Genomic DNA, 16,842 nt, shown 5'->3' with positions numbered 1-16,842 from the left:
ATGGGATGACGCCATCCAGCAGCAACCAGCCGTCGCCTGCCCCGGCCCGCGGTAGGTTCCCGCGCCCCGGCCCACTCCGCGAAGCCCGGGACTGCATCCGCGAGCTGCTGGCAACGTAGGGAGACACGGAGAGAATGACCGCCATCGCCGTTACCGGGCACATGGACCTCACGGAGAGCACCGTGCCCCTGGTGGGGGAGGCACTGCGGAACCTGCTGCGCGAACACAGGGCGGGCGAGCTGACCGGGGTCACCTGCCTGGCACGGGGCTCCGACACCCTGTTTGCCGAGGCGGTCGTCGAGGCCGGCGGCAGTCTGGTCGTCGTCCTGCCCTCGCTGGACTACCGGCAGGGCCCTCGCCCCGACGCAACGTCCCCGCCCCGGCAGATGGCCGGAGCGGGGACGCGGTGTGCGAGGGAGCGGAGTCGGCGCGGCTTACTTCACGACCGTGATCCGGTCCGCCTTCGGCGGGGTGAGGGGGCCGGTGGCCGAGGAGTGCGCGGTCAGGTAGGCGGTGAAGGCGTCCAGGTCGGAGGCTCCGACGTGCTTGTTCTTGCCGTCCTTGAACGCGGCGAAGCCGTCACCGCCGCCGGCCAGGAACTCGTTCATCGCGACGCGGTAGGTCTTGGCCGGGTCGAGGGCGGCCCCGTCCAGCTTCACCGAGTCCTTGACGACGCGGTCGGCGCCCTTCTTGGTCATGTCGAGGGTGTAGGTGAGGCCCTTGGAGACCTGGAGGATCTTCGGGGAGGCCTCGTTGGGGCCGCTGACCTGCTGCTGGAGCGCGGTCAGGAGCTGGGCGCCGGTGAGGTCGATGACGTTCATCATGTTGGTGAAGGGCTGGACGGTGAAGGCCTCGCCATAGGTGACCACCCCGTCGCCCTCCGAGCCGGACGCCTTGAAGGCGAGGTCGGAGCGCACCCCGCCGGGGTTCATCAGGGCGAGCTGGGCGCCGCCCTTGTCGGCCGCCTTGGTCGCCTCCAGCTGGGCGTCGGAGATGACATCGCCGAGCGGTGACTCGGGCGTCTCCGCGCCGCGGCCCGCGATATCGGCGGAGATGTGGCCGACGGGGCGGCCCGCGACCGGCGCGGCCAGCTTGTTCCAGCGGGCGATCAGCGACGTCATGTCCGCGGCCTTGGGCTGGGTGCGGTCGACGACGTGGTTGACCGCGCCGGGCGCCTTGACGCTGGTCCGCACGATGTCATGGGTGCGGCGGTCGTAGGTCAGCGTGGTGTCGGTGTAGAGCTTGCCGTAGGACGCGGCGGAGGTGACGGTGCGCGGTCTGCCGGACGGGTCCGGGATGGTGCAGCTGTAGGCCTGGTGGGTGTGGCCGGTGACCAGTGCGTCGACCTTCGAGGTGACGTGCTTGGCGATGTCGGTGATCGGTCCGGAGATGCCGTCGCCGGGGCCGGGGCTGTCGCAGTTGTAGTTGTACGAGGTGGAGGCGGGCAGACCGCCTTCGTGGATGAGGGCGACGATCGACTTCACGCCCTGCTTGTTCAGCACCTTGGCGTACTTGTTGATCGTCTCGACCTCGTCGTGGAACTTCAGGCCCTTGACCCCGTCGGCGTTGACGATGTCGGGGGTGCCCTCCAGCGTCACGCCGATGAAGCCGATCTTGACGCCCTTGTGCCGCCAGACGGAGTACGGCTTGAGCAGCGGCTTGCCGGTCTTGTCGTCCGTGACATTGGCGGTCAGGTACGGGAAGCCGGCGCCCCGGAACTTCTTGCCGTGCTCGTAGCAGCCGTCCTTCGGGTGGCAGCCGCCCTTCTGGAGGCGGGTCAACTCGGCCCGGCCCTCGTCGAATTCGTGGTTGCCCACCGAGGTGACGTCGAGGCCCAGCTTGTTCATCGCCTCGACGGTCGGCTCGTCGTGGAACAGCCCGGACAGCAGCGGGCTGGCCCCGACCAGGTCGCCGGCCGCGGCGGTGACCGAGTAGGGGTGGCCCTTACGGGCGGTCCGCAGGGACTGCGCGAGGTACTCGACGCCGCCCGCCGGGATGTTCTTCTTGCTGCCGTCCGGCTGGACCTGCTCGACCGTGCCGGAGGAGCCCTGCGGCGGTTCGAGGTTGCCGTGGAAGTCGTTGAAGGAGAGCAGCTGCACATCGACGGTGCGGCCGGCGCGGGCGGCGTGGCCGGTGTCGGCGCCGGCCGGCAGGGCGGCGGCGGTGAGCCCGGCGGCGGCCAGTACGGCGGCGCCGATCGTCAATCTTCGTACGGTGCCGCCCCGTTGCGGTGTCGCTGGCATGTGTTCCCCTCCTGGATGGTCTGAGCGGAGGGCAGCTTATTGTCGACGCGCGTAGCGCAACAGGGGTCGCCGGGTGACGAGCTGGTTGCCGACGAGGGGCGGAGAGCCGCGGGTGGTGCCCCTCCGGGAACCCGGCAGGGTCGTACGCTTCACACATGACTGACGCTGCACAGGAGATGGGCCGGGCCGGCCGCAGGATCCAGGTGGTCGACGAGCTCGCGCCGCAAGAGGCCGCGGCCGTCGTCGAGCTGATCGAGCGGGCCGCCCGTACGGACGGACAGCCCGCCGTGTCCGAGCAGGGGCGGTTGCAGCTGCGCGGGGGCGCGCGCCCAGGCGTGCGCCATGTGCTGCTGTATTCGCGCGGCGACGAGGCCGAGGAGCTGGTCGCGTACGGGCAGCTGGAGGACACCGACCCGGTGGAGGCACCGGCCGCCGAGCTGGTGGTGCAGCCGGGGCACCGCGGCCGCGGGCACGGCCGGGCGCTGGGCAGTGAGCTGCTGGAGCAGTCCGGGCGCCGGCTGCGGGTCTGGGCCCACGGCGGGCATCCGGCCGCCCGGCACCTCGCCCAGACCCTGGGGCTGACGATGTTCCGGGAGCTGCGGCAGATGCGGCGTTCGCTGACGGATCTGGAGCTGCCGGAGCCGGTGTTCCCCGAGGGGGTGTCCGTACGGACCTTCCAGCCGGGCACCGATGACGCGGCCTGGCTGGAGGTGAACGCGGAGGCCTTTGCGCACCACCCGGAGCAGGGTGCGCTGATCCAGCGCGATCTGGACGACCGCAAGGCCGAGGCGTGGTTCGACCCGAAGGGCTTCTTCCTGGCGGAGAAGGACGGCCGGCTGGTCGGCTTCCACTGGACCAAGGTGCACGCCGACGACGGCCTCGGTGAGGTCTATGTGCTCGGGGTGCGGCCGGGCGCCCAGGGCGGTGGCCTGGGCAAGGCGCTGACCTCGGTCGGGCTGCGGCATCTGGCCGGTCAGGGGCTGCCCACGGCGATGCTGTACGTGGACGCGGACAACACGGCGGCGGTGAGTGTGTACGAGCGGATGGGGTTCGCCACGCACGAGACGGATCTGATGTACCGCTCGGAGACGTGAGACCGGGCGGACCACGATCGTGCTGCGGGGCGGGCCCAGGAGGGTCCGCCCCGCTTGTCACTGCTGTCGCGCGCGCTCTTCCCGCTGCGCCCGCCACTCGCGCGCCAGCATCGCGTAGATGACCTCGTCGGACCACTCCCCGTCGAGGAACTCGTTCTCCCGCAGATGGCCCTCGCGGCGCATTCCCAGCCGTTCGAGCAGCCGGGCCGAGGCGGTGTTGCGCCCGTCCAACTCGGCCTGGATGCGGTGGAGGTGCAGCTCCTCGAAGCCCAGCGCCAGCAGCGCCCGGCTCGCCTCGGTGGCGTAGCCGTGCCCGGCGTGGTCCGGGTGGAAGACATAGCCGATGCCGCCCTGGCGGTGTTCGCGGCTGTTCCAGACGAAGGTGAGATCGCCGACCAGGGTCGCGGTCTCCCGGACGACGACGGCGAGCTGGAGGTAGTCGCCGGACTCGCGCAGCGTGGTGCGGGTGGTTTTGGCGGCGACGGAGTCCCGGGACCCGGCCTCGTCGAGGGGGCCCCAGTAGAGATAGCGGCAGACCTCGGGGCGGCGCTGGTAGGCGTGGATCGCGGCGAAGTCGTCGTGGACGACCGGTCGCAGATCCAGTCGCTCGGTGCGTATCGGGTAGTCGGGGGTGTACGGCAGCGGCGGCACGACGGGCGCGGAAGGTGTGGGCACGCCGGCAGCGTAGGCAGCGGAGGTTGACAGGTGCAGCCCATTTCCCCCACCCTTTCACTACTTAATTAGTGGAATGGCTCAAGGGGGACGGGTGATGCGGCCGATGGCCACGCAAGAGGTGACCGGCCGGGCCTCGGGGCGCACCGCCATCGAGGCGATCGGCCTCGGCAGGCGCTACCGCCGCCGCTGGGCGCTGCGCGACTGCACCTTCCGGCTGCCGGCCGGCCGTATCTGTGCACTGGTCGGGCCCAGCGGTTCCGGAAAGAGCACCCTGCTCTCGCTCGCCTCCGGCCTGACCCGCCCCGGCGAGGGGACCGTACGGGTCGGCGGCGTGGCCCCGTCCGCCCTCGCGGGCCGCGCCCGGATCGCCCATCTCATCCAGGGCAAGCCCCTCTATCCCCGGCTGACAGTCGCCGAGACGCTGCGGCTGGGCCGCGAGCTCAACCCCGGCCGCTGGAACGGGCGGTGCGCCGAGCGGATCGTCCGGGAGGGCGGGCTGCCCCTCGATGCCCGGGCCGGCGTCCTCTCCGGCGGGCAGCGCACCTGCCTCGGGCTCGCCCTCGCCTTCGCCAAGAGCCCCGAACTCCTGCTGCTCGACGAGCCGTTGGCCGGTCTCGACCCGCTCGCCCGGCACCGGATCACCGCGCTGCTGCTGGCCCAGGCCGCCGAGCACGGCACCACCGTCGTGCTCTCGTCGGACCTGCTCGCCGAGCTGGACATGGTCTGTGACTACCTGCTGGTGCTGGGCGGCGGCCGGGTGCGGCTCGCGGGCGAGGCCGACGACGTCATCGGGGCGCACGCCCTGGTGATGGGGGCGCTCCGGGACGGCGCGCTGCCGCCCGCGATCGCGGCCCACACGGTCATCGACACCCAGACGTCGGGGCGTCGCTTCGCTGCCGTCGTACGGCGCAAGGGCACGGTCGCCGCCGGGCCCTGGGAGACCGCGGAACCGTCGCTGGAGGAACTTCTGCTCGCCTATCTGCGCGCGCCCGACGCGCCCGCACTGATCGCGCCGAGCGCGGAGCCGGCCCTGGCACGGTGGCGCCGCCGGCCCGGCAACAAGCCGGGAATCCCCGGTATGCCACGCAACGGACCGCCCGGCCCGACAGGCCGTACGGGCGGCTGGGAAGGCCCGCCGGCCGGCGCGGCGGGCACACGGTACGACCACTACAGCGGCAAGGGAGCGGCGGCATGACCACCACGGCACACCCCGGCACGAACGGGCGCGGCACAGCGGACGATCCGGACGGCCCCGGGGAGGCGGGCGGCCGGGCGCCGCTGCGCGGTCTCGTCTGGCTGGTGTGGCGTCAGCACCGGCTGGTCTTCGGCGTGCTGCTGGCCGCGGCGGCCGGCGGCGTGGTCTGGTGCGCGGTGCTGCGCGGCCAGATGGCCGGGTTCATCGACGCCCACCACATCGCCGGCTGTTCGCAGATCTCCCTCGACCCGCGCTGCGCCCACACCCAGGACGCGGTCACCGAGTTCCGCAGCACCTACGGCCCGGCCCTGCGCCTCATCGAATCGGGCCTGGTGCTGCTGCCCGCGCTGACCGGGCTGTTCCTCGGCGCCCCGCTGATCGCGCGCGAGCTGGAGGCCGGCACCGACAAGCTCGTACTGACCCAGTCGGTCGGCCCGCTGCGCTGGCTGGCGGCGAAGACCGTCCTGCCCGCCCTGGTCGTGGGCACCGCCGCCACGGCGCTCTCGTTGGCCTTCGGCCGGCTCTGGCAGGTCGCCGGCGACGAGGTCTCCGGCTCCTACTGGTACTCCACCCTCGGCTTCCACTCGCTCGGCCCGGTACCGGTCGCCTACTCCCTGCTGGCCCTGGCGGTCGGTGTACTGGCCGGTCTGCTGCTGCGCCGTACGGTGCTGTCGATGGGCGTCACGCTCGTCGCCATGGTGGTGGTGCAGACTGCGTTCGTACAGCTCAGGCCGTATCTGCTGCCGGCCGTGACGACGGAGTTCCGGAACGGCCGGCCGGCCCAGCTGCCGGACGACGACTGGCTCGTGGGACAGGGGGACTACACCGGCTCCGGTGCCCGTCTGCCCGATTCGCCGTGTGACCCCGCCCCCAGCTACAAGGCCTGTCTGCGCAAGCACGATGTGGCTGGCCAGTACATGGAGCACCACCCGGTGTCGCACCACTGGCCGCTGGCGTGGATCGAGGCCGGGATCGTGCTGGCCGTGACGGCGGTGCTGACCGTGCTCGCCTTCCGGGTGATGCGGCGCCGGCACGGCTGAAACGGCCGGCCCCGGGGGCCGGCCCGGGGCCGGGGGAGGCGGAAGGCCGAAAGGCGGGCCCCGGCCCGCGGCGGCCCCGCATCCCGGGGGCACCATGCGTGTGACAAAGGCTGTCCCGGGGGAGGCACAGGGGGACGTGCCCCGGCGGCGGCCCCCGGCACCGGGCCCCGGGCCGCTTCGCCCCAGGAGCCGCCCCGGCCGCGGACCCGGACACCGGCCCCGGCAACGGCCGCCGGCCGGCCCGGAAAACGCCTGGGAGTAGCGCCCCGCTTGCCTGTCCGCCATATCCGCGTTACCGGCGATTCAATGTCGCTTGCGAGCATCGGTGAATGCAGCCCGCTGTGCCGAACGTCCCCCACCCGAGGCTCCATCTCGCGCCCCCGCCTTCTCCTGACGCGCCTGGAACACCCCGGACGCGGAAGAATAAGGACATGAACCAGCAGCCCAGCGCCCAGGCACAGGTCCCGCCCGAGACGCCGACCCCGAAGCCCTCCCGGGCCGCGGGCCCCTCGGCTCAGCCTTCCGTGGGATCCATCGCCGCGCACCGCCCCCAGGCGGTCCGGGGCACGGTGCCCGGCCTGGAGCCCGACCTGGACGCCGATCCGGACGCGTACGAGGACGAGGGCGTGATCGGCGCCGACGGCGAGGAGCTGCCCGGCGACCGGTTCCTGGACCGCGAGCGCAGCTGGCTGGGCTTCAACGAGCGGGTGCTCGAACTGGCCGAGGATCCGGCCACCCCCCTCCTCGAACGGGCGAACTTCCTTGCGATTTTTGCCAGCAACCTGGACGAGTTCTTCATGGTCCGGGTGGCCGGACTCAAGCGACGGATAGCCACGGGCGTCGCCACCCGCTCCGCGTCCGGACTCCAGCCCCGCGAAGTCCTGGACCTGATCTGGACCCGCTCGCGCGAACTCATGGCCCGGCACGCCGCCTGCTTCCAGCAGGACATCGCCCCCGAGCTCGCTGACCAGGGCATTCATCTGATCCGCTGGCCCGAGCTGACCGAGAAGGAGCAGGCCCGCCTGTTCACCCTCTTCCGCCAGCAGATCTTCCCGGTGCTCACGCCCCTGGCCGTGGACCCCGCGCACCCCTTCCCGTACATCTCCGGCCTCTCGCTGAACCTGGCCGTCGTCGTACGCAACCCGGTCAGCGGCCACGACCACTTCGCGCGGGTCAAGGTGCCGCCGCTGCTCTCCCGCTTCCTGGAGGCCTCCCCGCAGCGCTACGTCCCCATCGAGGACGTCATCGCCGCCCACCTGGAGGAGCTGTTCCCGGGCATGGAGGTGCGCGCGCACCACATGTTCCGGGTCACCCGCAACGAAGACCTGGAGGTCGAGGAGGACGACGCGGAGAACCTCCTCCAGGCCCTGGAGAAGGAGCTGATGCGGCGGCGCTTCGGGCCGCCGGTCCGCCTGGAGGTCGAGGAGTCCATCGACCCCGCCGTGCTCGATCTGCTCGTCCAGGAGCTGAAGATCTCCGACGCCGAGGTCTATCCGCTGCCCGGCCCGCTGGACCTGACCGGCCTCTTCGGGATCGGAGCGCTGGACCGGCCCGAGCTCAAGTACCCCAAGTTCGTCGCCGGCACCCACCGTGACCTCGCCGAGGTGGAGTCGGCGTCCGCGCCGGACATCTTCGCCGCCCTGCGCGCCCGCGACGTCCTCCTCCACCACCCCTACGACTCCTTCTCCACCTCCGTGCAGGCGTTCCTGGAGCAGGCCGCCGCCGACCCGGACGTGCTCGCCATCAAGCAGACGCTCTACCGCACCTCCGGCGACTCGCCGATCGTGGATGCCCTGATAGACGCCGCGGAATCCGGCAAGCAGGTGCTCGTCCTCGTCGAGATCAAGGCCCGCTTCGACGAGCAGGCCAACATCAAGTGGGCGCGCAAGCTGGAGGAGTCCGGCTGCCACGTCGTCTACGGCCTGGTCGGCCTCAAGACGCACTGCAAGCTCTCGCTCGTCGTCCGCCAGGAAGGCGAGATGCTGCGCCGCTACTCCCATGTGGGGACCGGCAATTACCACCCCAAGACGGCCCGGCTCTACGAGGACCTCGGCCTGCTGACCGCCGACCCGCAGGTCGGCGCCGACCTCTCCGACCTCTTCAACCGGCTCTCCGGCTACTCCCGCCGCGAGACCTACCGCCGTCTCCTGGTCGCCCCCAAGTCCCTGCGGGACGGCCTGATACAGCGCATCAACAAGGAGATCGCCAACCAGCGGGCGGGCCGGCCGGTCTCCGTCCGCATCAAGGTCAACTCGATGGTGGACGAGGCCGTCATCGACGCGCTCTACCGCGCCTCCCAGGCCGGCGTCCCGGTCGACATCTGGGTGCGCGGAATATGCGCACTGCGCCCGGGAGTCACCGGCCTGAGCGAGAACATCCGCGTCCGCAGCATCCTCGGCCGCTTCCTGGAGCACTCCCGGGTCTTCATCTTCGGCAACGGCGGCGAGCCCGAAGTGTGGCTGGGCAGCGCCGACATGATGCACCGGAACCTGGACCGCCGGATCGAGGCGCTGGTGCGGGTCACCGACCCGGCGCACCGTGCCACCCTCAACCGGATGCTGGAGACGGGGATGTCGGACGCCACGTCCTCCTGGCACCTGGGCCCGGACGGCGACTGGACCCGGCACGCGGTGGACGCGGACGGCGCGCCGCTGCGCAACATTCAGGAAATGCTCATTGACGCCCGGAGGCGCCGGCGTGGCCCAGCGACATGACCAGCCGACCGGAGGGCCGACAGGTCTCATCGGAAACGGATACGAGCCCGGCGGGGCGCCCGGAGCCCGTTCCGCGGTGGTGGACGGCCCGTACGGAGGCGGCGACGGCACACCGGGGCCGGGCGACGCCGCGTACGGACGGGACGGCGCTTCGTACCGGCCGCTCATGACCCACGGCTGCGACGACGGCAGCGACATCAGCGCCGTTCTCGCCGGCCGCACCGCCGAGGAGGTGCTCGCCGGCTATCTGCACCAGCAGTCCGCGGACTTTCTGCGCAGCCTGCGGCTGCACCGGGAGAGCGGCTCGGACGCGGAGGGCGCCGGCGAGGCCGCCCGGCAGCTGCGCCGCGCCGCCCGCCGGATCAGCGCCACCCTGCACACCTTCCGCCCGCTGACGGAGGAGACCTGGGCCGACCAGCTCCGGTCCGAACTCGGCTGGCTGTCCGGCACACTGGCCCGCGAACAGGCGTGCGCGGCCCGCCGCGAGCGGCTGATGACGGCGCTGCAGCGGCTGACGGGCCGGGGGGAGCGGCCCGAGCGCGCCGACCGGAGCGACCGCGGTGACCGCCCGGCCCGAGCGGAGCGGGGAAAACGGGGAGACCGTACGACCACGGGCTCCGCCACCGGGCCCGCCGCCTCGACCGACGGCCCGTCCCCCGCGTCGTCCGCAACTCCCTCCGGCGATCCGGATCCCGACGGCGCCCTGTCGGCGGGTGCGGCGCGCGCCGGAGCGCTGCTGGACCGCCAGCTCACCCTCGCCCGCACCCGCGCCCACTCCGCCGCGTTGCAGGCCCTCGGCTCCTCGCGGTTCCATGCCGTCGCCGACTCGGTGGCGGTGCTCGCCTCCGAGGTGCCGCCGGCCCCTGCGGCCACCGAGCTGCCGGCCGCCGAGGCGCTGCCGCCGCTCGCCGAACAGGCGCACCGACGGCTCGCGGAGGCGGTGGCCGCACTGCCGCTGTCCCGCGCCGGCTACCCGTACAACGCCGCGGCGCTCGCCGCCGACCGGCGCCAGGACACTCCCTGGCACCAGGTCCGGCTGCTGGTGCGGCTGAGCCGCTATGCCCGGGAGGTGATCGCGCCGGAGTACGCCGACTTCCGGCTGGCGGAGGCCGGCCGTGCCCTGGAGTGGCACCGGGACGCCGCGGAGGCCGCCGCCGCGGCCGCCGGCGCGGCCCGCACCCCCCGGATCGCCCCGGCCACGGCGTACGCCCTCGGGGTGCTGCACGCCGACCAGCGGCACGAGGTGGAGGCGGCCCGCTTCGCCTTCGGCCGGGTGTGGCTGCCGCGGACCCCGGAGCGCAAGAGCTGAGGCGAGAGCAAAGACCTGAGGAAAGAGGAAAGAGCTGAGGAAACGGTGCGGGCCTACGGCACGAGGGACGGAGAGCGGTGATGATGTGACGGTGCCTCAGAAGACGATTCGCGCAGCGGGATGTGTCCTGTGGCGCCGCGCGGCGTCCGAGGACGGGCTGGAGATCGCGCTCGTCCACCGTCCCAAGTACGACGACTGGTCCCACCCCAAGGGCAAGCTCAAGCGCGGCGAGGACGCGCTGGCCGGCGCGGTGCGCGAGGTGGCGGAGGAGACCGGTATGGAGTGCCGGCCGGGAGCCCCGCTGCCCACCTCCTGCTACCTGGCCAACGGCCGCCCCAAGCAGGTCCGTTACTGGGCGGCCGAGGCGGTCGCCGGCGCGTTCACCCCGAACAGCGAGGTCGACCGCATGGTGTGGCTGACGCCCGCCGACGCCCGCTGCCGCCTCACCCAGGAACGCGACCGCCCCCTTGTGGACGCCCTGCTCGCCGCCCTGCACCTGGCCTGAGGGCGCGGGGGCGGGCCAGGCGTCGGCGGTCCGCGCTGATCCGGAAGACACGGCCCAGGGCCCCGGTCGCGGACGCCCCCCGCACGCGGGTCCGGGCACAAAAATCCGCGGTGTTCCGGCGCACCTCTCGTGAAGCGCCGGCCGCCGCACCGATGAACCGGGACACCGGCCCGGAGGATTTTTCCCGTCAACCAGTTCGTCGCACCTGCGGACGGGGGAAAGGGCCGGCACCCCAATTTCAGGGGTTTACACTGCCTGCATGGCACAGAAGGTAATCACCATCTTCACAGACGACCTCACGGGCGAAGAGTCCACAGAGGCCGCAACGCACACTCTTTCTCTTGACGGCGTGACTTACGAGATCGATTTGAGTCCGGACAGCTACGACCAGCTGCTGGAAGCTGTTGGGCCGTTCTTGAAGGCCGGCCGCAAGACCGGGAAGGGCCGTAAGCAGCGTAAGGCCGCGGCCGGCAATGAGGACACCGCCGCGATCCGGGCCTGGGCCAAGTCGAGCGGCTACAACGTCAGCGACCGCGGGCGCGTGCCCGCCGAGATTCGTGAGGCGTACCAAAAGGCCAAGTGAATTTTTTGGATAAACCGGAAGCCCCTCACCGCGTGTGAGGGGCTTCTTTGTGTCCGGTTCCGGCGGCGTTGTCCGCGGGGCAGTGGCCGCCCGGCGTTCCGGGAATGGAAAGGAACAATCGCGAAGCCATTCCTTTCCCTGGACAATCCGAACGCCGCCGCTGCGGTGCATTGCCGGGAAGTGCGAGATATGGCGGGGGCCGCCGCGTCGCCGGGCGGCCCCCGCCCGTGGTCAGCGGCGTCGCAGGGAGGCGTCCGCGAGGGCCGGCGGCTGGTAGTAGGCGTCGGCCGGGTTGATGTCGGTGCCCGGCGGCACGATCGCGTCGATCCGGTCCAGGACGTCCGCGCCGAGCGTCACCTCGGAGCCCTCCAGCATGCTGTCGAGCTGGTCGAGGGTGCGCGGGCCGATGATCACGGAGGTCACCGCCGGGTGGGACCGTACGAAGGCGGTCGCCAGATGCGGCAGCGACAGGCCGGCCTCCGCCGCGACCTTCGACAGCGCGGCGACCGCCTCCGCCTTGCGGGCGTTCTCCGGGACCGACAGATCGAACTTCTGGCTCTCCAGACCGGCCCGCGAACTGGCCGAGAGGTCACGGCCGGAGAGCCAGCCGGCGCTGAGCGGGCCCCACGTCAGCACGCCCATGCCGTAGCGCTGCGCGGTCGGCAGCACCGCGCTCTCCACACCGCGCGCCAGCATCGAGTACGGCGGCTGCTCGGTGCGGAAGCGGAGATGGCCGCGGCGCTCGGCGGTCCACTGCGCCTCGACGAGGTGCTCGGCGGGGAAGGTCGAGGTGCCGATCGCCCGCACCTTGCCGGACCGTACGAGGTCGGAGAGCGCGGAGAGCGTCTCGTCGATGTCGGTGGCCGGGTCGGGGCGGTGCACCTGGTAGAGGTCGAGGTGGTCGGTGTCCAGCCGGCGCAGGCTGTCCTCCACGGCGCGCATGATCCAGCGCCGGGAGTTGCCGCCCTGGTTGGCGTCCGGCCCCATCGAGTTGAAGAACTTCGAGGCCAGGACGACGTCCTCGCGGCGCCCCTTGAGCGCCTTGCCGACGATCTCCTCGGACTCGCCCGCGGCGTACACATCCGCGGTGTCCACGAAGTTGATACCGGCGTCCAGCGCACGGTGCACGATCCGTACGCAGTCGTCGTGATCGGTGTTGCCCCAGGCCCCGAGCATCATCGCGCCGAGCGCGTACTCGCTCACCGAGATGCCGGTACCGCCGAGGATCCTGCGCTGCATGAGCTGCTCCTTCTGCGAGTTCTCAGGGGCCGCCCCCGGGGCGTGCCGGAGCGGCCTCCGGGGGCGCCCCTGAGGCGTATGTGCACCACCTTGCTGCCCGTACGAGGAGCGGGCCAGGCCCGTCGCAGCCTGGGTCCGGCGGAACCACCCAACCGGCCGTGCATCGCATACTGGACCGATGCTGCACGCGGAAATCGAGATCAGCTCGTTCCTCAAGGCGCGCCGCGCGGCGCTCGACCCGGCGGACCTCGGCCTGCCCGGCGGGATCAGCCGCCGCCGGGTGCGGGGGCTGCGGCGCGAGGAGGTCGCCCAGCTCGCCGGCATCAGCGTCGACTACTACACCCGGATCGAACAGGGCCGTGCGCCCGCGATCTCCGACTCCGTCCTGGACGCGATCGCGCGGGCGCTGCGGCTGTCCGACGGCGAAGTGACGTATCTGCGCAATATCGCCGTGCCCCGGCGCCGCACGGCGGACGGCGTCGCCGCCCCGGACGGCGGCCCGTGCCCCGGCCCCCGGCAGACCGTACGCCCCGAGATCCAGCAGCTCCTGGACGCGATGGAGACCACCGTTCCGGCCATGGTCCTCGGCCGCGGCCTGGACATCCTGGCCTGGAACGCGCTCGGCGGCCGGGTCGCCTTCGACCTCCCGGCGCTCGCCCCGGACCGGCGGAACACCGCGCTGCTGGTCTTCCTCGACCCGGTGGCGCGCGCCCTGCACCCGGACTGGGAGGCGAAGGCCGTGGAGGTGGTCGGCAATCTGCGCGCCGAGAGCGGGCGGCACCCCGAGGACCCGCGGATCTGCGAGGTGGTCAATGAACTCCTCGCGCACAGCCGGGACTTCCGGCGGATCTGGGAGACGCAGTCGGTGTACGAGTGCCTGCGCGGGACCAAGTCCCTCGCGCATCCGCACGTCGGCGAGCTGGTGCTCACCTTCGAGAGCTTCCGGCTGAGTACCGACCCGGACCAGGCGCTCGTGACGTACACGGCCGAGCGGGGGTCACGGACGGAGCGGCGGCTGCGCGATCTGGCGGCACTCGGGCACCCGGTACTGACCGCGTAGCGACGGCCGCGCGAGCCACTTCGGGGGCGTGCCGGGAGGCTCCTTCCCGGGGTGTGCCGCGGGCCGGGCGGGACGGTGCGGCCCCGGGGTGATCCGACGCCGCGTCCCAGGAGGCGGCGCTCCCACCGTGCTGCCCCTGGGCCGGGAGGCGCTCGCCCCCCGGCCCCGATGGTTCATGGCCGGGGGGCGAGCGCCTCCCACCGCACCGTGACCTCCCCCTGCCGCCGGCGCCGCGGGTCGCCGACCAGCGGCCAGTCCGTGGCCAGGGCCTGTACGGCGGCGCGCCACCGCTGGCGGGCGCCGAGCGCGCCGAGCGGGGCCGCGCTGGCCCAGGCCCGGTCGAAGTCCCGGAGGAAGGCATGGACCGGTTCGCCCGGCACATTGCGGTGGATCAGCGCCTTGGGAAGGCGTTCTGCCAGGTCGGAGGGTGTCTGGAGGGAGCTGAGGCGGGTGGCGAAGGTGACCGTGCGCGGGCCCTCGGGGCCCAGCGCCACCCAGACGTGCCGCCGCCCTATCTCGTCGCAGGTGCCCTCGACCAGCAGCCCGCCGGGCGCCAGCCGGGCGCACAGCCGCCGCCACACGGCGGCCACCTCGTCCTCGTCGTACTGCCGCAGCACGTTCGCGGCCCGGATGAGGACCGGTGCGCGCCTGCGCTGACCCGGCAGCGGCACCTCGAACCCGCCGTGGAGGAAGTCCAGCCCCGGCCGCTCGTACGGCCGGGCGGCCTCGACCCGCACCGGATCTATCTCTATGCCGACGACCCGGGCATCCGGACGCACCGTACGCAGCCGGCCCAGCAGCTCCACCGCGGTCCAGGGCGCGGCGCCGTAGCCGAGGTCGACCGCCACCGGGTCGGCGGCACGGCGCAGCTCGGCGCCGTGTTCGGCCGCTATCCAGCGGTCCATGCGGCGCAGCCGGTTCGGGTTGGTGGTGCCGCGGGTGGCGTTTCCGACAGGCCGGGACTGCGCGGGTATCAGGGCGGCGGCGGAGACGGCGGGGCGGCGGACCATGTCATCGAGGGTATGGGGTGGCCGCGGAAAGCCCGCCCGCCGAGGTGTCCAGGGCCCCGCTCTTGGTCACGCTTTGGCAAAGTACGGCCAGAGCGTGCCGGACGGAAATGGATGACCCGGGTTCGTTGTTGGAGGGGGTCGGAGGCGTGCCGCCCGCCCTGCCTAGGAGGTAGCTCGACGTGAGCCCATATGTGTCCCGGCTCCGCAGTCGGCCCCATGGCCAGTTCCCGGGCCAGGCCCGGCTGCGCCTGCCCGGCGGCTCGCGCCGTCCGCGCCGGGTGGCGATGCTCAGCGTCCACACCTCCCCGCTGCACCAGCCCGGTACGGGCGACGCCGGCGGCATGAACGTCTACATCGTCGAGCTGGCCAGGAAGCTCGCCTCGATCAACATCGAGGTGGAGATCTTCACCCGCGCCACCACCGGGACCCTCCCGCCCGCCGTCGAGCTCGCCCCGGGCGTCCTCGTCCGGCATGTGGACGCCGGCCCGTACGAGGGCCTGGCCAAGGAGGAGCTGCCCGCCCAGCTGTGCGCCTTCACCCACGGCGTGATGCAGGCCTGGGCCGGCCACCGCCCCGGCTACTACGACCTGGTGCACTCCCACTACTGGCTCTCCGGCCATGTCGGCTGGCTGGCCGCCGAGCGCTGGGGCGTCCCGCTGGTGCACGCCATGCACACCATGGCCAAGGTCAAGAACGCCGCGCTGGCCGTCGGCGACACCCCCGAACCGGCCGCCCGGGTGATCGGCGAGACGCAGATCGTCCGCGCCGCGGACCGTCTGATAGCCAACACCGCCGAGGAGGCGGACGAACTCGCCCGGCATTACGAGGCCGAGCCCGGCAAGGTAGCGGTGGTGCACCCGGGCGTCAACCTCGACCGTTTCCGCCCCACCGGCGGCGATGTCGCGGCGAGCCGGGCCGCGGCCCGCGCCCGCCTCGGCCTGCCGCAGGACGCGGTCATCCCGCTCTTCGCCGGCCGTATACAGCCGCTGAAGGCCCCCGACATCCTGCTGCGGGCGGCCGCCGCCCTGCTGGCCGAGGACCCCTCGCTGCGGGCCCGCATGGTCGTGCCCGTGGTCGGCGGGCCCAGCGGCAGCGGCCTCGCCAAGCCCGAGGGGCTGCAGAAGCTGGCCGCCCGGCTCGGCATCGCCGACCTGGTGCAGTTCCGCCCACCGGTCGGCCAGGAACAGCTCGCCGACTGGTACCGCGCAGCATCCGTGCTGGTCATGCCCTCGTACAGCGAATCCTTCGGACTGGTCGCCATCGAGGCCCAGGCCTGTGGCACCCCGGTCGTCGCGGCCGCGGTCGGCGGTCTGCCGGTGGCCGTGCGCGAAGGCGTCAGCGGCTTCCTCGTCAGCGGCCACGACCCGGCCGACTACGCCCGCGCGCTCGGCCGCTTCGTCGCGGACCCGGCGCTGCCCGCCCGGATGGGCACCGACGCCGCCCGGCACGCCCAGTCCTTCGGCTGGGACACCGCCGCCGCGGCAACGGGCGACGTCTACACCGCCGCCATGCAGGAACACCGCCGTCACCTACGATCCCTCCATGGGTGACGAGCGAGAGACGAGCGCCGCGGTGGGCAACACCACGGCCGAGGCGGTCCCGACGGCGCATGCCGTGATCGAGCGAACCCTGGCCGACGCCGAGCTCGAATGGGAATCGCCCTCCGACGGCACCTACGTCATCAAGCTCCCCGGCACCCGCAAGCTCTCCACGACCTGCTCGCTCATCGTCGGCAAGCACTCGCTGTCCATCAACGCCTTCGTCGTCCGCCACCCCGACGAGAACCACGAGGCCGTGCACCGCTGGCTCCTCGAACGCAACACCCGCCTCTACGGCGTCAGTTACGCGATCGACAAGCTCGGCGACATCTACCTCGTGGGCAAGCTCCCGCTGGCCGCCGTCACCCCCGACGAACTCGACCGCATCCTCGGCTCGGTCCTGGAGAACGCCGACGGCAGCTTCAACACCCTGCTGGAAATGGGCTTCGCCACCGCCATCCGCAAGGAGTACGCCTGGCGGGTCTCCCGCGGCGAATCCACCCGCAACCTGGACGCGTTCACGCATCTGACACAGGGGCCTTCCGCCTAGGGCGTGTCGTTTGGATCAGGGCGGATCAGGGAGCGGGGTCTGGTTCGTGCGATCGCAAGGCGGAGGAGGGAGTCGACGCGGAGCGTC

Annotated in this window: 14 protein-coding genes; 10 read left to right on the top strand and 4 right to left on the bottom strand. The window is 72.4% G+C overall.

What is annotated here, in order from left to right:
• Positions 1 to 434: 434 nt before the first annotated feature.
• On the bottom strand, positions 435 to 2,243 hold the full coding sequence (locus ACWGI6_RS35760; protein ID WP_453271353.1) for a bifunctional metallophosphatase/5'-nucleotidase: 1,809 nt from the start codon (positions 2,241 to 2,243) through the stop codon (positions 435 to 437).
• A gap of 155 nt (positions 2,244 to 2,398) precedes the next feature.
• Between ACWGI6_RS35760 and mshD the strand changes: the two genes are divergently transcribed.
• Positions 2,399 to 3,337 (top strand): mycothiol synthase, encoded by a 939-nt coding sequence (mshD, locus tag ACWGI6_RS35755; RefSeq protein WP_453271352.1) that lies wholly within the window; start codon positions 2,399 to 2,401, stop codon positions 3,335 to 3,337.
• 57 nt (positions 3,338 to 3,394) lie between these two features.
• Here mshD and ACWGI6_RS35750 read toward each other — a convergent pair whose 3' ends face one another.
• Positions 3,395 to 4,012, bottom strand: a complete 618-nt coding sequence (locus ACWGI6_RS35750) for a GNAT family N-acetyltransferase (protein WP_453271351.1) — start codon at positions 4,010 to 4,012, stop codon at positions 3,395 to 3,397.
• A gap of 103 nt (positions 4,013 to 4,115) precedes the next feature.
• Between ACWGI6_RS35750 and ACWGI6_RS35745 the strand changes: the two genes are divergently transcribed.
• The 6 genes from ACWGI6_RS35745 (at position 4,116) to ACWGI6_RS35720 (ending at position 11,358) form a co-directional block, all read left to right on the top strand.
• Positions 4,116 to 5,207 carry an ATP-binding cassette domain-containing protein gene (locus ACWGI6_RS35745; RefSeq protein ID WP_453271350.1) on the top strand — a complete coding sequence of 364 codons (1,092 nt, stop codon included), beginning with the start codon at positions 4,116 to 4,118 and terminating at the stop codon, positions 5,205 to 5,207.
• The gene (locus tag ACWGI6_RS35740) at positions 5,204 to 6,247 is read left to right on the top strand and encodes an ABC transporter permease (RefSeq protein ID WP_453271349.1); all 1,044 of its coding nucleotides are present in this window, start codon (positions 5,204 to 5,206) and stop codon (positions 6,245 to 6,247) included. Before ACWGI6_RS35745 ends, ACWGI6_RS35740 begins: the two co-directional genes overlap by 4 nt.
• A 431-nt stretch (positions 6,248 to 6,678) precedes the next feature.
• Positions 6,679 to 8,961 (top strand): RNA degradosome polyphosphate kinase, encoded by a 2,283-nt coding sequence (locus ACWGI6_RS35735; protein WP_453271348.1) that lies wholly within the window; start codon positions 6,679 to 6,681, stop codon positions 8,959 to 8,961.
• Positions 8,924 to 10,270 (top strand): CHAD domain-containing protein, encoded by a 1,347-nt coding sequence (locus tag ACWGI6_RS35730; RefSeq protein ID WP_453271347.1) that lies wholly within the window; start codon positions 8,924 to 8,926, stop codon positions 10,268 to 10,270. The genes ACWGI6_RS35735 and ACWGI6_RS35730 overlap by 38 nt, the downstream gene beginning before the upstream one ends.
• Before the next feature lie 85 nt (positions 10,271 to 10,355).
• Positions 10,356 to 10,775 carry an NUDIX hydrolase gene (locus ACWGI6_RS35725; RefSeq protein WP_393908586.1) on the top strand — a complete coding sequence of 140 codons (420 nt, stop codon included), beginning with the start codon at positions 10,356 to 10,358 and terminating at the stop codon, positions 10,773 to 10,775.
• 259 nt (positions 10,776 to 11,034) lie between these two features.
• Positions 11,035 to 11,358 (top strand): histone-like nucleoid-structuring protein Lsr2, encoded by a 324-nt coding sequence (locus ACWGI6_RS35720; RefSeq protein ID WP_453271346.1) that lies wholly within the window; start codon positions 11,035 to 11,037, stop codon positions 11,356 to 11,358.
• A 231-nt stretch (positions 11,359 to 11,589) separates the two neighbouring features.
• Here the strand turns inward: ACWGI6_RS35720 and ACWGI6_RS35715 are convergent, their stop codons facing one another.
• Complete coding sequence (locus tag ACWGI6_RS35715) at positions 11,590 to 12,597, bottom strand: aldo/keto reductase (RefSeq protein WP_453271345.1); 1,008 nt, start codon at positions 12,595 to 12,597, stop codon at positions 11,590 to 11,592.
• Between the two features lie 178 nt (positions 12,598 to 12,775).
• Between ACWGI6_RS35715 and ACWGI6_RS35710 the strand changes: the two genes are divergently transcribed.
• Positions 12,776 to 13,657, top strand: a complete 882-nt coding sequence (locus tag ACWGI6_RS35710; protein WP_453271344.1) for a helix-turn-helix domain-containing protein — start codon at positions 12,776 to 12,778, stop codon at positions 13,655 to 13,657.
• A gap of 173 nt (positions 13,658 to 13,830) precedes the next feature.
• Here the strand turns inward: ACWGI6_RS35710 and ACWGI6_RS35705 are convergent, their stop codons facing one another.
• The gene (locus ACWGI6_RS35705; protein WP_393908582.1) at positions 13,831 to 14,667 is read right to left on the bottom strand and encodes a class I SAM-dependent methyltransferase; all 837 of its coding nucleotides are present in this window, start codon (positions 14,665 to 14,667) and stop codon (positions 13,831 to 13,833) included.
• A 179-nt stretch (positions 14,668 to 14,846) separates the two neighbouring features.
• On the opposite strand from ACWGI6_RS35705, the gene mshA reads away from it, so the two are divergent.
• Positions 14,847 to 16,217, top strand: coding sequence for a D-inositol-3-phosphate glycosyltransferase (mshA, locus tag ACWGI6_RS35700; protein WP_393908581.1), 1,371 nt, complete (start codon positions 14,847 to 14,849; stop codon positions 16,215 to 16,217).
• Complete coding sequence (locus tag ACWGI6_RS35695; protein WP_453271343.1) at positions 16,210 to 16,755, top strand: YbjN domain-containing protein; 546 nt, start codon at positions 16,210 to 16,212, stop codon at positions 16,753 to 16,755. Before mshA ends, ACWGI6_RS35695 begins: the two co-directional genes overlap by 8 nt.
• Positions 16,756 to 16,842: the final 87 nt, after the last annotated feature.

It is taken from the genome of Streptomyces sp. NPDC054786, assembly GCF_053611685.1.
The sequence above is the reverse complement of the archived record's forward strand: the minus strand, read 5'-3'. Positions and strand labels throughout refer to the sequence as shown.

Excerpts from the sequence above, each read along its gene's own strand:
- ACWGI6_RS35740 (WP_453271349.1), top strand. The coding sequence starts at position 5,204 with ATGACCACCACGGCACACCCCGGCACGAACGGGCGCGGCACAGCGGAC.
- mshD (WP_453271352.1), top strand. The coding sequence starts at position 2,399 with ATGACTGACGCTGCACAGGAGATGGGCCGGGCCGGCCGCAGGATCCAG.
- ACWGI6_RS35705 (WP_393908582.1), bottom strand. The coding sequence starts at position 14,667 with ATGGTCCGCCGCCCCGCCGTCTCCGCCGCCGCCCTGATACCCGCGCAG.
- ACWGI6_RS35720 (WP_453271346.1), top strand. The coding sequence starts at position 11,035 with ATGGCACAGAAGGTAATCACCATCTTCACAGACGACCTCACGGGCGAA.
- ACWGI6_RS35710 (WP_453271344.1), top strand. The coding sequence starts at position 12,776 with ATGCTGCACGCGGAAATCGAGATCAGCTCGTTCCTCAAGGCGCGCCGC.
- ACWGI6_RS35695 (WP_453271343.1), top strand. The coding sequence starts at position 16,210 with ATGGGTGACGAGCGAGAGACGAGCGCCGCGGTGGGCAACACCACGGCC.
- ACWGI6_RS35745 (WP_453271350.1), top strand. The coding sequence starts at position 4,116 with ATGGCCACGCAAGAGGTGACCGGCCGGGCCTCGGGGCGCACCGCCATC.
- ACWGI6_RS35760 (WP_453271353.1), bottom strand. The coding sequence starts at position 2,243 with ATGCCAGCGACACCGCAACGGGGCGGCACCGTACGAAGATTGACGATC.
- ACWGI6_RS35735 (WP_453271348.1), top strand. The coding sequence starts at position 6,679 with ATGAACCAGCAGCCCAGCGCCCAGGCACAGGTCCCGCCCGAGACGCCG.
- ACWGI6_RS35715 (WP_453271345.1), bottom strand. The coding sequence starts at position 12,597 with ATGCAGCGCAGGATCCTCGGCGGTACCGGCATCTCGGTGAGCGAGTAC.